Genomic DNA, 19805 nt, shown 5'->3' with positions numbered 1-19805 from the left:
ATTGTGACATGGGAGAAGAGCCGCTAAAACATGCATTTAATAGTATTGCAAAGCGTTTAGCATATTAAGTTACTAATCAACAGATGTATAATTAATAAATTTTTACTAATTTAAATTTGCATTAAAATAAACTTGCACTACCTGCGTTTAATTGATAAAACCTTAATATTTTTTTTTCGCGTATGACAAAAACCTCTACTCCAAACAACCTTGTCAGTTCACCTAACACACAGCCTTTAGAGAAAGTAGCTGTAGAGGCAGAACAACAAGATGAACTGTTTTACAACAGCATTAAGCCTCAATTGAATAAGCTTGTAAAAGATCCTTCTGAGGAAACAATCGCCAAGATTTTAGCTTATTCTAAAAGCAAGTAATTAAAAAGCTACCACAAAATGGTAGCTTTTTTGTTTACAACGATTTGACTTTCTATTAGCATTGAAACACCTATCTTTGCTTAGTGTAAATTTAACACTAAGTGCTATGAAAAAGAGTTTACTTCCATTAACATTAGGCGGTTTAGGTATCGGAATTACAGAGTTTGTAATGATGGGCTTGCTACCAGATATTGCAAAAGATTTAAATGTTACCATTCCGCAAGCTGGTTATTTAATCTCTGCCTATGCGCTTGGCGTGGTCATCGGTGCTCCCCTTTTGGTTATGGCCGCGGGTAAGTTCCCACCAAAAAAAATACTAATTGCCCTAATGATCATGTTTACGGCATTTAATGCCTTATCTGCATTTGCACCTAATTTTAATTTACTATTTATTTCTCGTTTATTATCTGGCCTACCGCATGGTGCATTCTTTGGCGTAGGTTCCGTAGTTGCTAGCCGAATTGCCGAAAAAGGCAAGGCTGCTCAGGCAGTATCAATGATGTTTGCAGGCTTAACCATTGCCAATGTATTAGGTGTTCCGTTAGGAACTTTTATTGGGCATAATTTTTCATGGCGTTTTTCTTTTGCTGTTGTTGCTATCGTTGGAATAATCACTTTATTAAGCCTTAAACAATGGCTTCCGGCTTTGCCAGCAAATAAAAACAGGGATCTAAAAACCGAACTGAGTTTTTTTAAAAAACAAGAAGCCTGGTTAATCATCATCATGATTTCTATTGGTACAGGGGGCTTATTTACTTGGTATAGCTATATCGCTCCATTAATGACAGATGTCGCAGGTTTTTCTGCGAGTAGTGTTACCTATATTATCATGCTAGCAGGTTTAGGCATGCTTTGTGGTAATTTTATTGGTGGCTACCTAGCGGATAAGTTTTCTCCGGCTAAAGCTTCGGTCGCATTATTATTAACCATGGCGATTACATTAATTATAGTACACTATATTTCTTTCAATCCCATACTGGCCCTTGTCATGACCTTTATTACCGGAGCGGTTTCATTTGCTCTGGCTGCCCCAATTCAAATGTTAATGATTACATCAGCAAAGGGTTCAGAAATGTTAGCTGCATCTGCTAGCCAAGCAAGTTTTAATATTGGTAACGCTTTAGGCGCGTTTTTTGGCGGATTACCTTTAGTTTATGGATTTGATTATACTTGGCCCGCTTTGGTAGGCGCTGCAATGGCTTTTGTGGGGGCTTTGTTTGCATTATGGTTAATCAAAAGTCATCATCCTGCTAAGATAAAGCTAAAGTCAGCAGTGAGTTTAAGCTAATTTAAGGCTATCTAACATTTCCCAAGAAAGTTCCTACTGATAATCCTGCAAAACTTTGCATGGCGTTTAAATTCGCATTTGCAGATATACTTATTGCTATTATGTTCCCTAGTTGCAAGTTATATTTTGCCTCTATTGGCAAGCCGATTGTGTTATTTTGAATCTTTTCGTAAACACTATGCCCAAACAAAAGAATACCACTGTTTTCTTGCCCACCGCTTCTTAAATATTTTCCTTGAGTTACCTTGCCTGTAAAAGCTAATCCAGCTCCCAATTGAAAATTATGAATGCTACCTACATTAAAATTTTTACCAACCATTAACGCATAATCAAATAATTTTGGAGTTGGCTTATCTCCAAAAAGTCCAATTTCCCCAAGTCTAGAATTTTTCATTTTAAAATAATAAGCATCACTCTGTAAGGAGAAATAAGACTGACCATAAATACCAGCTTTAGTGCCTACTCCAGCTTCTAGCCCAACGGAAAAAGCACTAACTTTATTTGCGAAAAATTGCTGGGCAAAGCTATTGTTAGCCATTGATAAACTCATGGCGATAATAAGGATGTATTTCATCGTTTACTAATTGGTTAAAGGCTGATAAATGATTTGAGTATACTTTTCTAGGTCGGCTCTAATATTTGGAAAATCAGAGACCTCTAATCCTCTGTAGAATCGCTTATTGGCAAATAATTGACCAACCAAATTACCAACTGCAATTCCTACAGGAATTCCAGCAACAATGTAAGCAGCCTGTTCTAGAGGTAATTCTGATTCAGCAGCAGCAACAAGAGCAACACCTGCACCGAGAGCCATAAATGGAAAAATCACGCCTCGTTTACTAATATACAAGTCTTTTATTTGGTTAAAACTGAGTTTAACTGTATCTCTATTATGTTTTAATAGAACAAGCTCCTTATCGGTAACCGCATAAAAGACGCCACGTATATGGTGTTTATTTTTCTCGACTACCTTAATGTTATATTTTGGTTTTAATTGCGCCTTACAAACCACATCGCTAACTAGGCATAATAAAATTATAAGAATGATTTTCATAGTAAAAGTTTAAATAATGTGTTAAATCAAATGACTTATCCTTCAGCACCCATTTTTTTTAAATGATTTAGATGAGATTTTATTCCACCCCAATAACTTGTACAATTGGGCTTTATTCCTTTTTCTATTAACATTTCATACAAAATGATACTTATTTTAGGGTAAAATGTATGGTGATAATGAGGAAATAAGTGGTGCGCAATGTGATTATTAAACCCACCAAAAATAAAATTTGCCGTTTTACTAAATGGATGCATATCATTAGAACTTTTAACTTGGTTCATTAACCAAGAAGCATTGATATAACCTTGTTCATTTGCCCTTGGATATTGTGTTTCTTCCACATGATGTGTCATGAAAAAAGTAAACAACAAAAACAAGGATTGAGTTAAATGCATTAATAAAAAGCCTAATAGCACTACATACCACTGTTGTGTTGTAAATAGTAAGGGTAAAACCAACAACAAACCAATATAGCTCAATTTCTGTAGCCCAAAGGATAAGAAGTAACCGAATTTCTTTTTAACAGCACAAGTATCATCGTCACAAAAAAGAATGACAAAATCTTTAATGAAAATCCAAAACAAAGAATATGAAGTATACAAAAATGGTGCATACAAATGCTGATATTGATGAAACCAATGATGTCTGCTCCCAGGCACTACTCTAATCAACTTTGTTATTTTAAGATCAGAATCGTAATTTTCTACATTAGGAGCATAGTGGTGAGAGTTAACATGACGCTGTTTCCAAGCTTCTGCATGTGCACCAACCAAAGCGTAAATTATAACAAAACAAATGTGGTTAAGCCGCTTGCTTTTAAAAATGGTATTGTGAGAAAAATCATGAGAAAAGTTAAATGCAAAGAGCAACAATATAAAGCCATGAGCTACATAACAGGCAACAAAACCTATTGGATGACTAATTTTGTATAACGCAAGATAAGTTAGCAGAACAATTGAAAAATAGACTAAAAACTTAATCGCTATTATCCACCTAAATGCATTCTTATCCAAGACCAACTCTTGTCCAACACGCTTATAAATTGCTTTTAGCAATTCACTATCAGCCGCTACATATTGATGTTTATCTTTCATATTGAGTAACGATTAAATGTTCATTTTTACCCATCATTTTCAAAAACCTAAAATGAGAGGCCAATGATTCGCCATAAGACATTTCCATATAAGTTAGTTGATGTTTTTGCACTAAGGCCTTAAAAATGGGCATGATGTTAAGGTAATGTACATGACAAACATTTGGTAGTAGATGATGTACTGCATGTGCATTGAAACCTCCCAATACAAAGTTTAAGAATTTACTTTCAGGATGATAATCAATAGAGGTTAGCAATTGCAATTTTGGCCAACTTATGCTTAAGCTATTGTTTGCATTTGGGATGGGATGCACTACATAATCTGATAAATGTGCCACACCCAATACCCCAACAAATAATAATGAAATTAAAAAGTGGTTAAGCATAAAAGCCAGCAACACTATCGACCAATCAAAGTGCAACACATAGATTGGCAAAACAATCATATATCCGATGTATAGTGATTTATATAAAATCAATTTAACTACCTCACTTTTAGGAATTTTCACTTTAATTGTTCGACTAGAAAAATTAAATAGCATTAATGCCTCCCTGAAAAAAAACCAGTTAAGTGAGTAAAATAAATACAAGATCGGTGCATAGATAAATTGATAGCGATGATACCATTCTAAAGGTTGAGATTCGGTCATCCTAAAAAGTGGATTATTTAATACATCTATATCGCTACCCTCTATATTGGTATACAAATGGTGGGATTCATTATGGTTCTTGCCCCAGATATAGGCGTTGTTACCTTGTAAATTAAAGCTTAAAGAAAACAATACCCCATTCCAAAACTTACTTTTAACCGCAACGCCATGTGCCGCATCATGCGAAATATTAAACGCAGTTAATAAAACACAAAGTCCCATTAACAAATAAAATAGGTAAAATGTAAACACCGAATGGCTAGTAATCATTAAGGAATAGAATAAGACATCTAATCCGAAATAAAAAAATATCTTAAAAAACATCTTGCTATTCCCGGTTTTCTTTATTCCGTTTCGGGTAAAGTAATGCTCTATCTGCTCATTTAATTCTTTATAGAATAGTGAGCCTTCATCTTTTATAAATTTTAATTTTTTCATTCTGATAAATCTTTTAATTAACCCTTTTAAAATGATAAGCAAGATCGTACCCTCGTCCTGCCCATATAAACAATAAAAAAGCTCCTGAACCATCAACCGCGTGATTAAGTATCAATCCGCCATCTTTGGCCAAACCAATTCTTGTTTTTTTACTTTGCGTCCCACCCAAAAGATAAGGTATGCCATGAGTCTTGACTTCCATTTTACCAATTTTTAATAACCCTCTCGATTGTAATCTTCCTAGTAATATCAAGCTATCGATAGTGAGGTTTCCCTTTTTGATTGATATGGCTATGCTGTCTCTTTTGAGGTGGGTGAGTGCAATAAAATATCTATCACCAGAATCAATTTTGATTTCTTTTTTACTTACGTACTGATAAAAATAATCCTTCTCGATACCGCTAGTAATCTTCTCTGGATTTCCTCTTTTATCATAGCTAAAATCTGGAGAAAAAGAATAAGTGCCTGTTAATTCGCTTAAATTATCTGGAGTTAGTTTCTTAACACTATGCCTAATCCTTTTATTAGAAAAAGAGGCACAACCAGAACTCAGCGTTACTAGTACAAATAGTATAATGTAAAACGATAAAATATTTCCTTTAATGAAATTTCTTAGAAATTTTGAAGAGTAGTTTCTCATCTTATTAATTTTATGTTGGTCAAATATATCAACACCAAACAAGACAGATTATCCTTTAAGCACCCATAGAGTAACAAATTAATCTTTTAAAGCATAAAAATATATTCATATTTTATTTAAAGATTAATTTAAACTTTAAGTAATTAGAAAATAATTCTATTAGTTATTAATTTTAGCTAAATTCAACTCATAAATTATTCTTTTATGATAGATCAGCAAGTTCTGTTTTTTGAAACTATTAAATCATCCTTACCTGAATACCAAAATTTAGCGCAAAGTGTAGCCGAAGTTTTAAATATCAGCACTAATGAAGCCTATAAAAAAATACGGGGCAACAGCACGTTAAACCTGCCTCAAATCACCTCACTTTGTAATCATTTCCAAGTTTCATTTACTTACCAGCCTAATAATTTACCAAATGTAACTTTCGATTATATGGATTTAGGACAAGCACCAAATATGCAAGCCTATCTTAACAATTTGCTAGAAAATTTAAAAGCGATAAAAAAGAGGAAGGATAAACACATTACCATTACCACAGACGATATTCCGTTATTCCATTTCTTTAAATACCCAGAACTTACCTGTTATAAACTGTTTTTTTGGGCTGATAATGCAGTAGATGGAGCTACCATTTTTGACATGAAGCTTTTTAGCGATGAAATTTTAGCAACCGCTAAGGAAATGCATCAACTTTATTTAGAAATTCCAAGCACCGAAATATGGTCAAAGGATACCGTTATTGGCACCTTAGAGCAAATTAGGTATGGTTTTGATGCAGGTTTCATTAAAGATAAGGCGCTGGCCGTACAAATTGTAGAGCAGCTACGCTATTGTTTAACAGACATGAACATGTATGCATTAAGTAGTAAAAAGACCATCGACCCAACACATACTTTTAACTGGTACAATTGCGATGTCCTCGGGGGAATTTGCTATTTGATTGATTTTGGGGATGACATGAAATGCTATAATCGCTTTAATACTTTTAACTACCTTTCAACTAGTAACAAAACATATTGCCAGCAAACAAAAACGTGGGTAGCGAGTTTAATACGCAGGTCGATATCATTTAGTGGCCAAGGAGAAAAACACAGGAACAAATTTCTTTACAATTCATTTGCAGAGTGCGATAACTTAATTAAGGAAATTAATGGCCAATGACCTAACCAGTCATTTAATTCTAACAATTAACTTCTCACCAAACGTAATCTCAATACGCAATACTATATTTACCCATGCTAAAAAAAGAAAGATACCAACTTTTCGTAAAGCACTTTGCGGCCAAACAACCCAATGCCGAAACAGAATTACATTATAACAACCCTTATCAATTATTGGTTGCAGTTATTCTTTCTGCACAATGCACTGATAAAAGAATTAATCAGGTTACACCAGCACTTTTTCAGCGTTTCCCAAATGCAAATGCCCTAGCTGAAGTTACACCAGATATCGTATTCGACTATATTAGAAGTGTAAGCTATCCTAACAATAAAGCTAAACATTTAGTAGGAATGGCAAATATGTTAGTCCATGAATTTAATAATCAAGTTCCGTCAGATATTGATCAATTACAAAAAATGCCAGGTGTTGGTCGCAAAACGGCAAACGTAATTGCATCTGTTATTTACGACGCTCCAGCAATGGCTGTTGACACACATGTTTTTAGAGTCTCCAATAGAATTGGATTAACCACAGGCAAAACTCCACTAGCAGTTGAAAAAGATTTAGTTAAAAATTTACCTGAGCATACCATAGCGATGGCCCACCATTGGTTAATTCTGCATGGCAGATATATATGTGTAGCAAGAAATCCGAAATGTAGTATTTGTGAAATAACTCATATTTGTAAATATTTTGAAAAGCATTATAAAACTAAAGAAATTAGCGATGTTGATAATTTTATTAAAATAGTTTAAATATTATTTGCATAAATCAAATTAAAATTAATATGTTTGCTAAAGTTATTAGTATTACAAATTAAAATTATTAGCCGATACATATTTATTTACTTAGAAGATGAAAGACATGAACCCAAACGCAGAAAAATTAAAAGCACTACAATTAACATTAGATAAATTAGAAAAATCATACGGTAAAGGTTCCGTAATGAAATTAGGCGATGCTCCAATTGAAGCCATCGATTCGATTTCTACTGGTTCGATTAGTTTAGATATTGCCTTAGGCATTGGCGGTGTTCCAAAAGGCCGTGTGATAGAAATATACGGACCAGAATCTTCTGGTAAAACAACCTTGGCCACTCACATTATTGCAGAAGCTCAGAAAAAAGGCGGTATTGCAGCATTTATTGATGCAGAGCATGCATTTGATAAAGGTTATGCTAAAAAGTTAGGTGTAGATGTAGATAACCTTCTGATCGCTCAACCAGATAATGGAGAACAAGCTTTAGAAATTGCAGACAACTTGATCCGTTCTGGTGCTATTGATGTAATCGTAATTGACTCGGTTGCTGCATTGGTACCCAAAGCAGAGATTGAAGGCGAAATGGGTGACAGCAAAATGGGTTTACATGCCCGTTTAATGAGTCAGGCTTTACGTAAATTAACGGGAACAATTTCAAAAACCGGCTGTTGTTGTATCTTCATCAATCAATTACGTGAAAAAATTGGTGTGATGTTCGGTAATCCAGAAACTACAACTGGTGGTAACGCATTGAAATTTTATGCTTCAGTACGTTTAGATATTCGTAGAACTTCTCAAATCAAAGATTCTGATGAAGTATCTGGTAATAGAGTAAAAGTTAAAATTGTTAAAAATAAAGTTGCACCACCTTTCAGAATTGCAGAATTCGACATCATGTTTGGTGAAGGTATTTCTAAAACTGGTGAAATTATCGATCTAGGTGTAGATTTTAATATCATCAAAAAAGCCGGTTCATGGTTTTCTTATGGAGATACCAAACTCGGACAAGGAAGAGATGCTGTTAAACAATTGTTAATGGATAATCCAGAATTATCTGAAGAAATAGAAGCAAAAATCAGAACTGAAGTTACTGGAGATAAACTAGAAGAAAAAGTATAACTACAAACTTCGTCATCTCGAAACAAACTAGAACTAAGTGAGAAATCTGTTGCTGAATAAACAGCTATAGATTTCTCATTTTTTTATTTAAAACTTGAAGATTTCGGTGCAGCATGTGAATCATTCGACTTTTGCATAAATTTTTTATCAAGTGTAATTATCGTATAAGTTGCGATGATAATACCCACAACCAAAAGAACCAAACCTAAATAATTTCTTTTTTTATCCTGCTTAATCATCCATACCAAAAAGACGATTAAAGGAATTAGTAACAACCCGAAAAATATAAAACTATTTGCTCCCATAATTATTAAATTAAAAATTCATTCTCGCCATCGGCGAAATATCTTGTCCAACAAACTCACCTACCAAAAACTTCTGATAACCAGCAATCGCAATCATACCTGCATTATCTGTACAATATTGAAATGCTGGTATATATACATTCCAACCTAAACTTTCTTTCATTTCTGTTAATGCGTTCCTTAACCCAGAGTTTGCAGAAACACCACCAGCAATAGCTATTTCTTTAATGTCATATTGCTTTGCTGCCTTTTTCAACTTGTTCAGTAAAATATTAACAATGCTATATTGAACAGAAGCACAAATATCGGCTAAATTTTGCTCAATAAATTGTGGGTTCTCTTTTTGCCTGTCTCTTATAAAGTACAAAATTGCAGTTTTAAAACCACTAAAACTATAATTCAATCCTTGTATTTGTGGTTCAGGAAATTTAAATGCCAATGGGTTCCCATCCTTTGCATATTTGTCAATTAATGGTCCGCCAGGATAAGGAAGATTCAAGATTTTTGCTGTCTTATCAAAGGCCTCACCTGCTGCATCATCTAGTGTTTCGCCAACAATCTCCATGTCGAAATAGTCTTTAACTAGTACGATCTGTGTATGCCCTCCAGAAACAGTGAGGCATAAAAATGGAAATTTTGGTTTAGGTTCGTCTATAAAGTGGGCCAGAATGTGCGCCTGCATGTGGTTTACTGCAATTAATGGTAAATCTAGCGCTAAAGCAAAAGATTTAGCAAACGAAACTCCCACCAATAAAGCACCTAATAATCCAGGACCACGGGTAAAAGCTACCCCATTCAGCTCATTTTTGTTAACTTTAGCAATTGCTAATGCTTGCTGAACAGCAGGCACTATGTTTTGTTGATGAACTCTTGATGCTAATTCTGGAATTACTCCTCCATAATTTTCATGAATAGTTTGGTTTGCAATAACATTGGCAGTAATTTTGCCGTTGTTACAGATAGCAACTGAAGTTTCATCGCAAGAAGATTCTATAGCAAGTATTATCGGCACGTTTATAATTATTAAGCTACAAAACTATTAAAAAACTATTAAAAATACTGCTTTGGGTCATTGCATCATTATTGTTGGTGCTCGCTATACTGATATTTTCTCTTCAGTTTAAGCCTGTACAGACTTTTGTTGCAAAAAAATATGCCGCGTATTTATCCAAAGAATTAAAAGCAAACGTTTCAATAGGCGGCTTATACATTAAGCCGTTTAAATCCCTAGTGCTTGAAGACCTGTTAGTTATGGATCTAAAAAAAGATACTTTAGCTAATTTTCCAAAATTTTTGGTCGATTTAAATAGATTCTCTTTAAAGGAACGAGTTCTTGATGTAAATACTGTTCAAGTTAACAATGGGTCGTTCTATTTAAAAGACAATCCAGATGGCACTTCTAATCTAGATTTCATTATTGATTATTTTGACAGTCCGGCACCAGTTAAAAAACCCAAAAAGAAAAAATTTCAATTCTTATTTGACAGGATCATCTTAAACAATGTAAACTTTAAATACAAGAATTTAAAAGTTGACACAACAATTAAAGGAATAAACTTCAACGACATTAACATTACCAAGCTCAATGGCATTTTCGAAAAATTAAATACCACAGGGCATGTAATTCAAGCCAATATTAAAAACCTAACCTTAAAAGAAAAAAGCGGTTTTTATCTTAAAAACCTAAGTTCTTTTACAACTATAGACACCAACGCTATCGAGTTAAAAAATTTGATGCTGGTTACCAACAAAACACGTCTTTCTGATTATTTTCAGATGAAGTTTACAAAAATGAAAGACTTCAATGATTTTGTAAATAAGGTGAGAATGAAGGCTGACTTTAAGAATAGTCATATTTCTTCTAGTGATATCGCATTCTTCACACCGGCGCTTAAAAAAATGAAATTGGACATAGACATTGATGGTAAAATTACTGGCTATGTAAATGACTTAAAAGCAAAGAAACTCTCTATAAAAACTGGAAAAGCAACTTACATTAAAGGAGATTTTAGTTTAAAAGGGCTACCTAACTGGGAAGAAACCTTCATGGATATGAAAATTGAAATGGCGGGCACAAACAAAAAAGATTTAGATGAAATCCTAACAGATATTACCGGAAAACAAATGAAATCTATTCCGGCAATCATCAATAAGTTTGGCAATATTAATTTCAATGGCTCATTTACTGGTTTCCAAAATGATTTTATAGCTTATGGGGAGTTCAAGACCAAGTTAGGAAGAATAAAGTCTGATGTGAACATGAAGATTGACAAGAATGATGTGCCTTCATACACAGGTAATGTTAAAACGTTTGATTTTAATTTAGGTGAACTCCTTAATGAAAAAAGTTTAGGAAAAATAACTTCAGCTCTTTATGTAAAAGGCAAAGGAATTGAAATAAAAGGACTTACTGAACAATTGAGAGGTGAAGTAACTTATATTGATTTTAATGGTTATCGCTATAGAAATGTAAGCATCAACGGAACTTTTGATAAAAAATATTTTGATGGAAGTTTAAAAATCAATGATAAAAATGTTCAGTTGGTTTTTGATGGCGGTGTTAATCTTAACCCTAAACTACCTGTATTTAATTTTAAAGCCACTATCAAAAAAGCAAAGCTGAAGACCTTAAAATTATACAACGATTCACTTCAAGTTGATGCAGTTTTTAGCACCAATTTCTCTGGAAATAATTTAGATAATATACAAGGCGATTTATCTATTCAAAAAATAAGATTAAATAATGCTAAAGGGATTTACAATATTGATTCTGTGCAACTTACAGCTCAAGGAGTTGGGATTGATAGAAGCTTAACTGTAAAATCTGACATTTTAGATGCAAGTATAAAAGGGCAATACGATTTAAATTCTATTGTCTCTTATTATAAAGCTATTGCTAAAACCTACGTCCCATCGCTTAAAACAGAAATCATCAACTATAAAACCCAAATTTTTGATTTCGACTTAAAAATTAAACGATTTGAACCCATTGCTGAATTGATTTTACCTGGTTTGGAAATTGAAGATGAAGCTATTTTGGTTGGGTCATTTGACTCGCGGAACAATACTGCTACACTTAACGGCAGTGTCAAAAAACTAATCTACAAAGGGATAATAGTGAATAATATCATTATTGATGAGAGCACAACGTCAAAACAACTAACCGCGATCATTACTTCAGACAGGGTTGATTTAAACGACAGTTTGTATATTAAGAACGTCAATATCTCTAATGTATTACGAAATGATAGCTTATCCTTAAACGTTAAATTATCAAATGCTGATGATGCAAATCAACTAGACTTGAACGGGTTGGTTGAATTTGCATCCGATACAACGGCAAAAATTAGTATTCTGCCCTCTAATTTAAAAATCAATAGCGAAGACTGGAATATTCAAGAAAAAGTAAGAATTAGTTTCAATAAAGGAAAAACAGAAATTGATAACTTCTCTCTATCTAATAACAAACAAATATTAAAAGTAGATGGTATAATATCAAACGATCCAAACGATTTATTAACTGTAGGATTTGAAAATTTTAGTCTCAAAACACTTAACCCATTTGTTAAAACATTTGGTGTAAAATTAGCTGGAAATGTTAATGGCAAGACTCATTTATATAACATTTTAAAATCCCCAAGAATTACAGATAGTTTACATATTGATTCTTTGAATTTCAATAACACCTATATTGGTAGCTTAACTGACACCTCATCTTACAACAAAAGCCTGAATTTAGCTAATATTTATACTCAAATCTTAGCTGATGGTAAAGAAACTTTAAAAATGACAGGTATTCTGGATTTAAAAGAAAAGAATATTGACTTAACTGTTAAATTAGATGATAGTAAACTAACGGTTTTAGAACCTTTTGTTAAAAAATTAGTCTCTAATTTAAAGGGGAATGTTTCTGCAGACCTTGCAGTGAAGGGTCCATTTAGTAAACCAGAAATTAATGGAGATGTTAGCTTTAACAAAGGGGAACTGACTGTAAACTACCTTAAAACTGCTTATACTTTAAATGATAAGGTTGTAGTTAGCAAGAGTGTAATCGAAATTGATGATTTGGTGCTAGAAGATGCTGACGGCAATAAGGCTACAGCCAATGGAACTGTAGATTTAAATAACATCAATAATCCAAACATCCAGGTTTCTTTGGTTGCTAGTAATTTTATGGCATTAAATACCACCTCTAAAGACAATTCTGTTTATTATGGTAAGGCTTATGCTTCTGGTAACTTTTATTTTTCTGGGCCTACAGACAATATGCTTATAGATATTGATGCAAGAACAGAAAAAGGCACCATATTTAATTTGCCTTTAAATAGTTCAGACGTTGTTTCTGATAAAGATTTCATCACCTTTGTAAGTAAAGACACTACCCAAGTTGTTAAAAGAAGAACTAGCTTTAATGGTTTAAAAATGAACTTTAAACTTAAAGTTGACCCAAATAGTACAGCAAACATCTATACTATTTTAGGTAAATTGAGTGGTAAAGGTAATGCCGAGTTAGAGCTTAACATTAATAGTGTCGGCGATTTTGAAATGAAAGGTGATTATATTATTGAAACTGGTGTTTTCGATTTTACTGCTCAAGAAGTAATCAATAAACGTTTCGACATTAGACAGGGTGGAACAATTAGATGGACAGGTAATCCGACTACTGCCCAAATTAACTTAAAAGCTATTTATGCTTTAAGAGCCAGTACTGCTGATTTATATATAGCAGCAAATCGTGATCAAGGCAACAACACTAGCGAAAGGCTACAAACTGAGGTAGAAATGGGTCTATCCGGCTTGCTACTACAACCAGATATTAAATTAGATATCTTCTTTCCTGCTAACCCGGCCAAAAAGGAAGAGTTTCAATCTTATTTTAATGATGGTAATAATTTAAACACCCAAGCCCTTAGCTTAATTATACAACGCAGATTTGCACCTGGAACTGGTAAAGCAAATTTAGCGCAGCAACTAGGCTCAGTAGGTACAAGTACTGCAACAGAATTAATTTTCAATCAATTTAACAACTTGCTATCATCTTTAAATTTAACATTTGTTGATATTAACGTTAGAACCTTTAATGACGCCAGCGCTTCGTTTAAGTTCTTTAATGATAGGGTAATTGTAAATGCTGGCATTGTAGATAATTCTAAATCTTCTACAGATTTGTCTATTGGAGGATTTAGAGGCAATGTTGGAAAAGAGGTAGAGGTATTAGGCCTAATTAAAAAGGATGGAACATTGATAGGAAAACTAGCTAATAAACCACCTACATTGCAGAGTATATTTGCAAATCCAGGTTTAGATCAGAATAAGAATGTAACCTCCCTGGGCTTAATTTACAACCAACAATTTGATACATTTAACGAGTTTCTTCAAAAGATAACTGGTAAATATCGAAGAGAGCAAAAGAAAAAAGAAGCCGAAAAAGAAAAAGCTAAATTAGCTAAAGAGGCTATTTTAAATGAGAATAAAAAAGCTACTAATCCAAAGAAATAATTCTGATTAGGGCTTAGGATTAACGTATTGTCACCAAAGTCCTAATCAAAAAATACCTTATTTCATAATTTGATGCCCCATCTTATCACGTTTTGTTCTAAGGTAAGACTCGTTATGTTGGTTGCTTTCTATTTCTATAGCTATATTTTCTACAATCTCTAAACCATAGCCAATTAAACCAGCTCTTTTAGTAGGGTTGTTAGACATTAATTTCATTTTGCTTACACCCTGCGCCCTTAAAATTTGAGCCCCCACGCCATAATCGCGTTCATCACCTTTAAAACCTAATTTAATATTAGCTTCAACCGTATCAAAACCAGCATCTTGTAAATTATAAGAACGTAATTTATTTATTAGTCCAATACCCCTTCCCTCTTGATTCATGTAAACAATTACACCCTTTCCTTCTTGCTCAATCATCTGAAAAGCTTTATGCAATTGAGGGCCACAATCACATCTACAAGAACCAAAGATATCTCCAGTAACACAAGAACTATGTATTCTAGTTAAAATAGATTCCCCTTCTTCCCATTCTCCTTTGCTAATGGCCAAGTGTGTAGCACCATTACTTAATTGTGTATAAGCGGTCATTTTAAAATCACCCCATTGTGTGGGCAAATTTACGGTAACTTCTTCTCTTATTAAGCTCTCCGCTGCTAAACGGTAGGCGATTAAGTCTTTTATAGAAATAATTTTCAATTCATGCTGAGCAGCAATTAACATCAAATCAGGTAAACGGGCCATTGTCCCATCTTCATTCATAATTTCTACCAAAACACCAGCTGGTTCAAAACCTGCTAAACGTGCAATGTCTATTGTAGCCTCTGTGTGCCCTGTTCTTCTTAGCACTCCTTCTCTTCTGGCTTTTAAAGGAAATATGTGCCCAGGACGCCCTAAATCTTCAGGTTTAGTATCTGGATTAATTAAAGCCTGTACTGTTTTCGCTCTATCATGCGTTGAGATTCCCGTGGTACAACCATGGCCAATTAAATCAACTGAAACTGTAAATGGTGTTTGATGTAAAACAGTATTGTTTTGCACCATCAAGTCAAGTTTTAAATCATTACAAAGATCTTCAATAAGTGGTGCGCAAATTAAGCCTCTACCATATTTAGACATGAAGTTGATTACTTCTGGAGTAACGTTTCTAGCTGCAGTAAGAAAATCCCCTTCGTTCTCACGATCTTCATCATCAACAACAATAATTATTTTGCCGGCTTTGATATCCTCAATAGCCTCATCTATGGTATTCAATTTAATTTCCATCTGTATTCAGTCAATTCAAATTAACAAGTGCTAATTGCCCTATATAATTTTCAATTACAAAGTTACAACCTTTGCCGTTCAATTATTAAATAAAAATATCATTAGTAAGTAAAGGATTAACCGTTTGTTAATGCAAAAACATAACATTCGATAACGAAAGTTAACTAGCCAATTGGATAGGACAATACAACAATTATTTATTAGTTTTTTTCTTGAACAACCCTAAAATTAATTGTTTATAATAATCTACATCAAACAAGGCAGAATCTACTGTTGCCTTATAGGTTAAAAATACGCCAAGTGGAGTAAGTACAATAATTGCCGTCCACATGCCAAAAATAGGATCTAAAGAACCTTCCTTAGCAGATTTTTCAGCTACTGTTGATATGATATGATAAACTAAAAAGAATACAATTGCGATAACCACTGGTAAACCCAAACCCCCTTTTCTAATAATGGCACCTAAAGGGGCACCAATAAAAAACAGCAATAAACAAGAAACCGCTAACGTATATTTTCTTTGATATTCGATTTGGGCTTTGATGACTTCTTTTGACAAAAGATCGTGCTCTATAATACGTCCATTAATTACCTGTTTTATAGTCTCTGCCTGATCAAATGCATTTTGTAAGGTTTGAAAATGATTATTTTTCGGAATTGTATTTAAAATATTGCCTTTAATGATTTTAACAGGAACTTTAACTTTTGTATAGCCAGCTACGTAATTATTTTGTTTGTAATAGGCACTAGCAGTAATCCTAGTAGTTTTATTAATGCTATCTAAATTCTTTTTTAGCGAATCTTCTCTTTGCACCAACTCTTTTAAATTGAGCATTGGAGCATTATTTTTAAAATTTTCTTCTTGTGTACGGTTTAAGCCTTTGAAACTAGAAAAATCAAACTTTTGTTCAGTTTCTTTAAATCGCATTCTGGTAAAAGTTTGACGAGGGTTAAAAGAGTTTCCTCCACTACCATTTGCTTCTTCGTACCTTACACCATCAATTAACTTCAATATTAAATACTGACCGTCATCGGTTTTGGTCATCCTTCCTTTTTTGGCCTTAATTATTTTTGAAATACCATTGCTACCTGTATGGTCATAGATAGTAATCCCATATAAAGAGTCAACCCCTCCTTCTCCTTTCCTATCTACCAACAAAGCATAACCAGGGATACTATTATTAAATACACCAGGCTTGATTAGAAATGCAAGTTTTTTGTTCCGAATATCCCAAAGTAACGAACCATATTTTAGGTTTGCTTTAGGCAACATATAATCTGAAAAGAAAAATGAAGCAATTGAAAGACCAATAATAAAAATGAATAGCGGTTGCATTGCTTTTTGCAAAGAAACTCCGGCAGATTTAATGGCAACTAACTCATAGTTTTCTCCCAAACTACCGAAAGTCATAATAGAGGATAAAAGCACAGCGAGAGGCAATGCCATGGCAACATTTGAAGCAGATGCATACATCATTACTTCTGCAATAGTATACCACTCAAATCCTTTTCCTATTAAGTCATCCACATATTTAAACAGGAAAAACATCAATAGAATAAACATCACAATAAAAAATGTGACAATAAATGGCCTAATGAATGCCTTTATCAGCAGTAAATGTATCTTTTTCAATATGCAAAGATAGGCAATGCCGATGAAAATTTAAGCGCCAATTACGCTCAGAAGATAGGTAATTTGATTATCCCAGATTTTTGTTTTTTCGTTAAGTGTTTCGTCAGTAGCAAAATCTGTGATAGCCAATGCTACATCATTAGTTAACTCATCCTGTACAATCTCCATTTCAAAATAACAGTGAGGTTCATCATCTAACCACTTGAATTTTACAAGTTTATTTTCTTTGATACTTAACAGTTTTGCTTTCTGAACTTCATCATCCCATGTGAACGTATAAACCTGATCTCTAAAAATCACATCGTCTGCAAACCACTGAGATAAACCATTTGGTTCGCTAATAAAACTGAATAATATACGTGGAGAAGATCTCAACTCATATTCTAATGTAAACTTTTTCTTTTCTGACATCCTTAAATACCTCGTATTTTAAAAAATAATAGACTATTTTTCACTATTTGTTTCTAAAGAAAAGTAATTTATTCTATATTTGCAACTCTTTAAAAAAACAAAGTCTTTTAGATTTCTTTTTAAAGAAACGGCGGGGTAGCTCAGATGGTTAGAGCGCAGGATTCATAACCCTGAGGTCGGCAGTTCGATCCTGCTCCCCGCTACTGAAACGGCGAAAAGCCTTGAAGTTCGAACTCTTTCTTTGAAAAGAGCTCAAATTCAAGGCTTTTTCTTTTCATGAAATTTTCTCATAAAAAGAAAAAAACAAACATAACGCGTTATTCGCATTAAAATAATGCAATTAACAGTTCGATCCTGCTTGGGTTAACCGAAGCGGCGAAAAACAGATTAACAACACTTTACAGTTCGAAGCTCAAATCATAGCGTTCTTTATCTTTATTCTCCTTCCTTAAATGATCCTTTACAATTATCTCTGAAAATCTTTTTAGTGTTCGAACTACCTCTTCAGCTTCACTGTCAGAAAAAATGTTTAAACATAGGTAAAGCTTTAACTTCTTGAATAGTAATATCGGAATTATGATCCAATTATATTCGCCAACATTTCTTACACAAGCCCTTACATATTAGTTAGATAATTTTATATAATCATCGGTAATGATATTGTTGTGAGATTTTGTGCCCTTGGGAAACAATCCTTATCCTGCAACAGTGTTTGAGCCTATCATACTCTAGATAAGATGTTATTGTAATTATAAAGATATCTTATTTTGAGAGGAACAAACTTTGCGTATTTGCCTAACAATATGTAATAATATCAACGCATGATTTCACTTATCAAGCAACATCCTGACCAGTTTTACCTTCCTGAAGCGTATTGGCAGGGCCAAAAGAACATAGTAGTGCTTCCATATTATTACAAAAAAGAATTGCTTCTGTATTGTCTTCTGCGATAGCAATTAACCTCGCGGCGCCCATGACCATTTTCATTCTTTTCTCTAGGTTAGCGAGTTCAATGGATTCTGCCTCTGCATGAGTCTTCCTGGTTTCGGCAGCAATTTTTGCAGAACTGGATAGCATCTGCTCAATTTCTACTTGAAGTTTCATGTTTTCCAGAGTTGGTTTGATGAGTTTAGCATTTGCAAATTCTATCACATTAGAAGTAGCCCTTTTCAACTCATCTTTTACAGTACTATCACTGTAAGTATTAATTTTGGTATCCATCAGTTCACTCATGAGCTTCATCAGCTTTCCTTTTGCCCCTTCCCAGATACTCTTATCCTTTCCCTCAACTTCGACTTTTAAAAAGTCTTTTTTTTCTATTTCTTCTTCTGGATAACTCATCATACACACGCTAATTCTTGAACGACTTGGAATTGGCTCATCCCTTTAATTACTAGGTGATCTCCTGATTGCTCATGATAGATTTCCCCTATCAAGGCAATAATATTTTTGATTTCTTCAGGCGTGTACTCATCCATATCGAAAATCAGTGACAAAGGTTTTACGACCTTTAATTTTGCTTTATGACGTACTGTTTCTTGCGATGCAGCTTTCAACCGAAGAATTCTTTCTTTGCTTTTAGCTAATTGCACTTCAATAGAATCTTCATCTTTAAGACTCAAATTTGGTTTTATTTGATCATCAAACACAATATTTCTAGATACTGTTAGCAGGTCAAATTCATTGACATTTAAAAACTCTTTTCTTTCCACCCTGTCCATCTCATTAAGGTAGGAACCTAATAAGTGTATCGTATCTATCGTTCCATGCTCGCCAAAGCGGATAGCCATCAGGGTACTTCTTTTCAATACTTTTTCTGCCTGCTTAGTTAAAGGAACATTTCCAGTAGGTGCAGTGTCCACCTTTTTGAGTTTGGTCCCAATTTTCATTTCCAGATAGGTAATTAAGGTTTCAATGTTTGTCTGCATAGACATCATGCACATTACTGCTCCATTACGATCTCCAGAATTATCATTTATGATATCATATAGGATTCCTAAAATAAACATCTCCTCAGTGATGGCATCGTAGCCCATTTCAAGACATATCAGCCTTGATTTTGCGATAACTTCTTTTACTTGATTACTAAACGTTAGTTCCATGTGCGAA

The 19805-nt window shown here is 33.7% G+C and carries 18 protein-coding genes and 1 tRNA gene; 7 read left to right on the top strand and 12 right to left on the bottom strand.

Annotated elements, in window-relative coordinates; all coding sequences use genetic code 11:
* The first annotated feature begins 182 nt into the window (after positions 1-182).
* Together FA048_RS12235 and FA048_RS12230 are read left to right on the top strand one after the other, a co-directional pair.
* Entirely contained in the window at positions 183-374 is a 192-nt protein-coding gene (locus FA048_RS12235) for a hypothetical protein (RefSeq protein WP_136841382.1), read from the top strand.
* 106 nt (positions 375-480) lie between these two features.
* On the top strand, positions 481-1662 hold the full coding sequence (locus tag FA048_RS12230) for an MFS transporter (protein ID WP_136841380.1): 1182 nt from the start codon (positions 481-483) through the stop codon (positions 1660-1662).
* Between the two features lie 7 nt (positions 1663-1669).
* On the opposite strand, the gene FA048_RS12225 is transcribed toward FA048_RS12230, so the two are convergent.
* From FA048_RS12225 to FA048_RS12205, 5 genes are read right to left on the bottom strand one after another with little or no spacing between them, the layout of a single operon-like run.
* Positions 1670-2236: a hypothetical protein gene (locus tag FA048_RS12225; protein ID WP_136841377.1), complete on the bottom strand. Its 567-nt coding sequence runs from the start codon at positions 2234-2236 to the stop codon at positions 1670-1672.
* Positions 2237-2242: 6 nt separating this feature from the next.
* A complete protein-coding gene (locus tag FA048_RS12220) occupies positions 2243-2716 on the bottom strand; it encodes a hypothetical protein (RefSeq protein ID WP_136841376.1) in 474 nt (157 codons plus the stop codon).
* Between the two features lie 35 nt (positions 2717-2751).
* The gene (locus FA048_RS12215) at positions 2752-3813 is read right to left on the bottom strand and encodes a fatty acid desaturase family protein (protein WP_136841374.1); all 1062 of its coding nucleotides are present in this window, start codon (positions 3811-3813) and stop codon (positions 2752-2754) included.
* On the bottom strand, positions 3803-4900 hold the full coding sequence (locus tag FA048_RS12210) for a fatty acid desaturase family protein (RefSeq protein ID WP_169306867.1): 1098 nt from the start codon (positions 4898-4900) through the stop codon (positions 3803-3805). The genes FA048_RS12215 and FA048_RS12210 overlap by 11 nt, the downstream gene beginning before the upstream one ends.
* 13 nt (positions 4901-4913) lie before the next feature.
* On the bottom strand, positions 4914-5540 hold the full coding sequence (locus FA048_RS12205; RefSeq protein ID WP_136841370.1) for a hypothetical protein: 627 nt from the start codon (positions 5538-5540) through the stop codon (positions 4914-4916).
* A 204-nt stretch (positions 5541-5744) separates the two neighbouring features.
* Between FA048_RS12205 and FA048_RS12200 the strand changes: the two genes are divergently transcribed.
* The 3 genes from FA048_RS12200 (at position 5745) to recA (ending at position 8582) form a co-directional block, all read left to right on the top strand.
* Positions 5745-6704, top strand: coding sequence for a hypothetical protein (locus FA048_RS12200; RefSeq protein WP_136841368.1), 960 nt, complete (start codon positions 5745-5747; stop codon positions 6702-6704).
* 74 nt (positions 6705-6778) lie between these two features.
* Positions 6779-7459, top strand: coding sequence for an endonuclease III (gene nth, locus FA048_RS12195; protein ID WP_136841366.1), 681 nt, complete (start codon positions 6779-6781; stop codon positions 7457-7459).
* Positions 7460-7568: 109 nt separating this feature from the next.
* Positions 7569-8582 (top strand): recombinase RecA, encoded by a 1014-nt coding sequence (recA, locus tag FA048_RS12190; RefSeq protein ID WP_136842424.1) that lies wholly within the window; start codon positions 7569-7571, stop codon positions 8580-8582.
* A gap of 83 nt (positions 8583-8665) precedes the next feature.
* Here recA and FA048_RS12185 read toward each other — a convergent pair whose 3' ends face one another.
* Positions 8666-8887 (bottom strand): hypothetical protein, encoded by a 222-nt coding sequence (locus FA048_RS12185; protein WP_136841364.1) that lies wholly within the window; start codon positions 8885-8887, stop codon positions 8666-8668.
* A 10-nt stretch (positions 8888-8897) separates the two neighbouring features.
* Positions 8898-9899, bottom strand: a complete 1002-nt coding sequence (gene tsaD / locus FA048_RS12180; RefSeq protein WP_136841362.1) for a tRNA (adenosine(37)-N6)-threonylcarbamoyltransferase complex transferase subunit TsaD — start codon at positions 9897-9899, stop codon at positions 8898-8900.
* 239 nt (positions 9900-10138) lie between these two features.
* Here tsaD and FA048_RS12175 point away from each other — a divergent pair, with 239 nt between their 5' ends.
* Positions 10139-14386: a translocation/assembly module TamB domain-containing protein gene (locus FA048_RS12175; RefSeq protein ID WP_225872538.1), complete on the top strand. Its 4248-nt coding sequence runs from the start codon at positions 10139-10141 to the stop codon at positions 14384-14386.
* 57 nt (positions 14387-14443) lie between these two features.
* On the opposite strand, the gene FA048_RS12170 is transcribed toward FA048_RS12175, so the two are convergent.
* From FA048_RS12170 to FA048_RS12160, 3 genes are all read right to left on the bottom strand, one after another.
* Positions 14444-15652, bottom strand: coding sequence for a bifunctional 3,4-dihydroxy-2-butanone-4-phosphate synthase/GTP cyclohydrolase II (locus FA048_RS12170; RefSeq protein ID WP_136841358.1), 1209 nt, complete (start codon positions 15650-15652; stop codon positions 14444-14446).
* 193 nt (positions 15653-15845) lie between these two features.
* On the bottom strand, positions 15846-17285 hold the full coding sequence (locus tag FA048_RS12165; RefSeq protein WP_136841356.1) for an LptF/LptG family permease: 1440 nt from the start codon (positions 17283-17285) through the stop codon (positions 15846-15848).
* 30 nt (positions 17286-17315) lie between these two features.
* Positions 17316-17696, bottom strand: a complete 381-nt coding sequence (locus tag FA048_RS12160) for an START-like domain-containing protein (RefSeq protein WP_136841354.1) — start codon at positions 17694-17696, stop codon at positions 17316-17318.
* 129 nt (positions 17697-17825) lie between these two features.
* Between FA048_RS12160 and FA048_RS12155 the strand changes: the two genes are divergently transcribed.
* Positions 17826-17899: transfer RNA gene (locus FA048_RS12155), tRNA-Met, on the top strand.
* Positions 17900-18530: 631 nt separating this feature from the next.
* On the opposite strand, the gene FA048_RS12150 is transcribed toward FA048_RS12155, so the two are convergent.
* Positions 18531-19040, bottom strand: a complete 510-nt coding sequence (locus FA048_RS12150) for a hypothetical protein (protein WP_136841352.1) — start codon at positions 19038-19040, stop codon at positions 18531-18533.
* Entirely contained in the window at positions 19037-19798 is a 762-nt protein-coding gene (locus FA048_RS12145; protein WP_136841350.1) for a hypothetical protein, read from the bottom strand. The genes FA048_RS12150 and FA048_RS12145 overlap by 4 nt, the downstream gene beginning before the upstream one ends.
* Positions 19799-19805 lie beyond the last annotated feature (7 nt).

This window comes from Pedobacter polaris (assembly GCF_005116505.1).
Taxonomy (GTDB): Bacteria; Bacteroidota; Bacteroidia; order Sphingobacteriales; family Sphingobacteriaceae; genus Pedobacter; species Pedobacter polaris.
The sequence above is the reverse complement of the archived record's forward strand: the minus strand, read 5'-3'. Positions and strand labels throughout refer to the sequence as shown.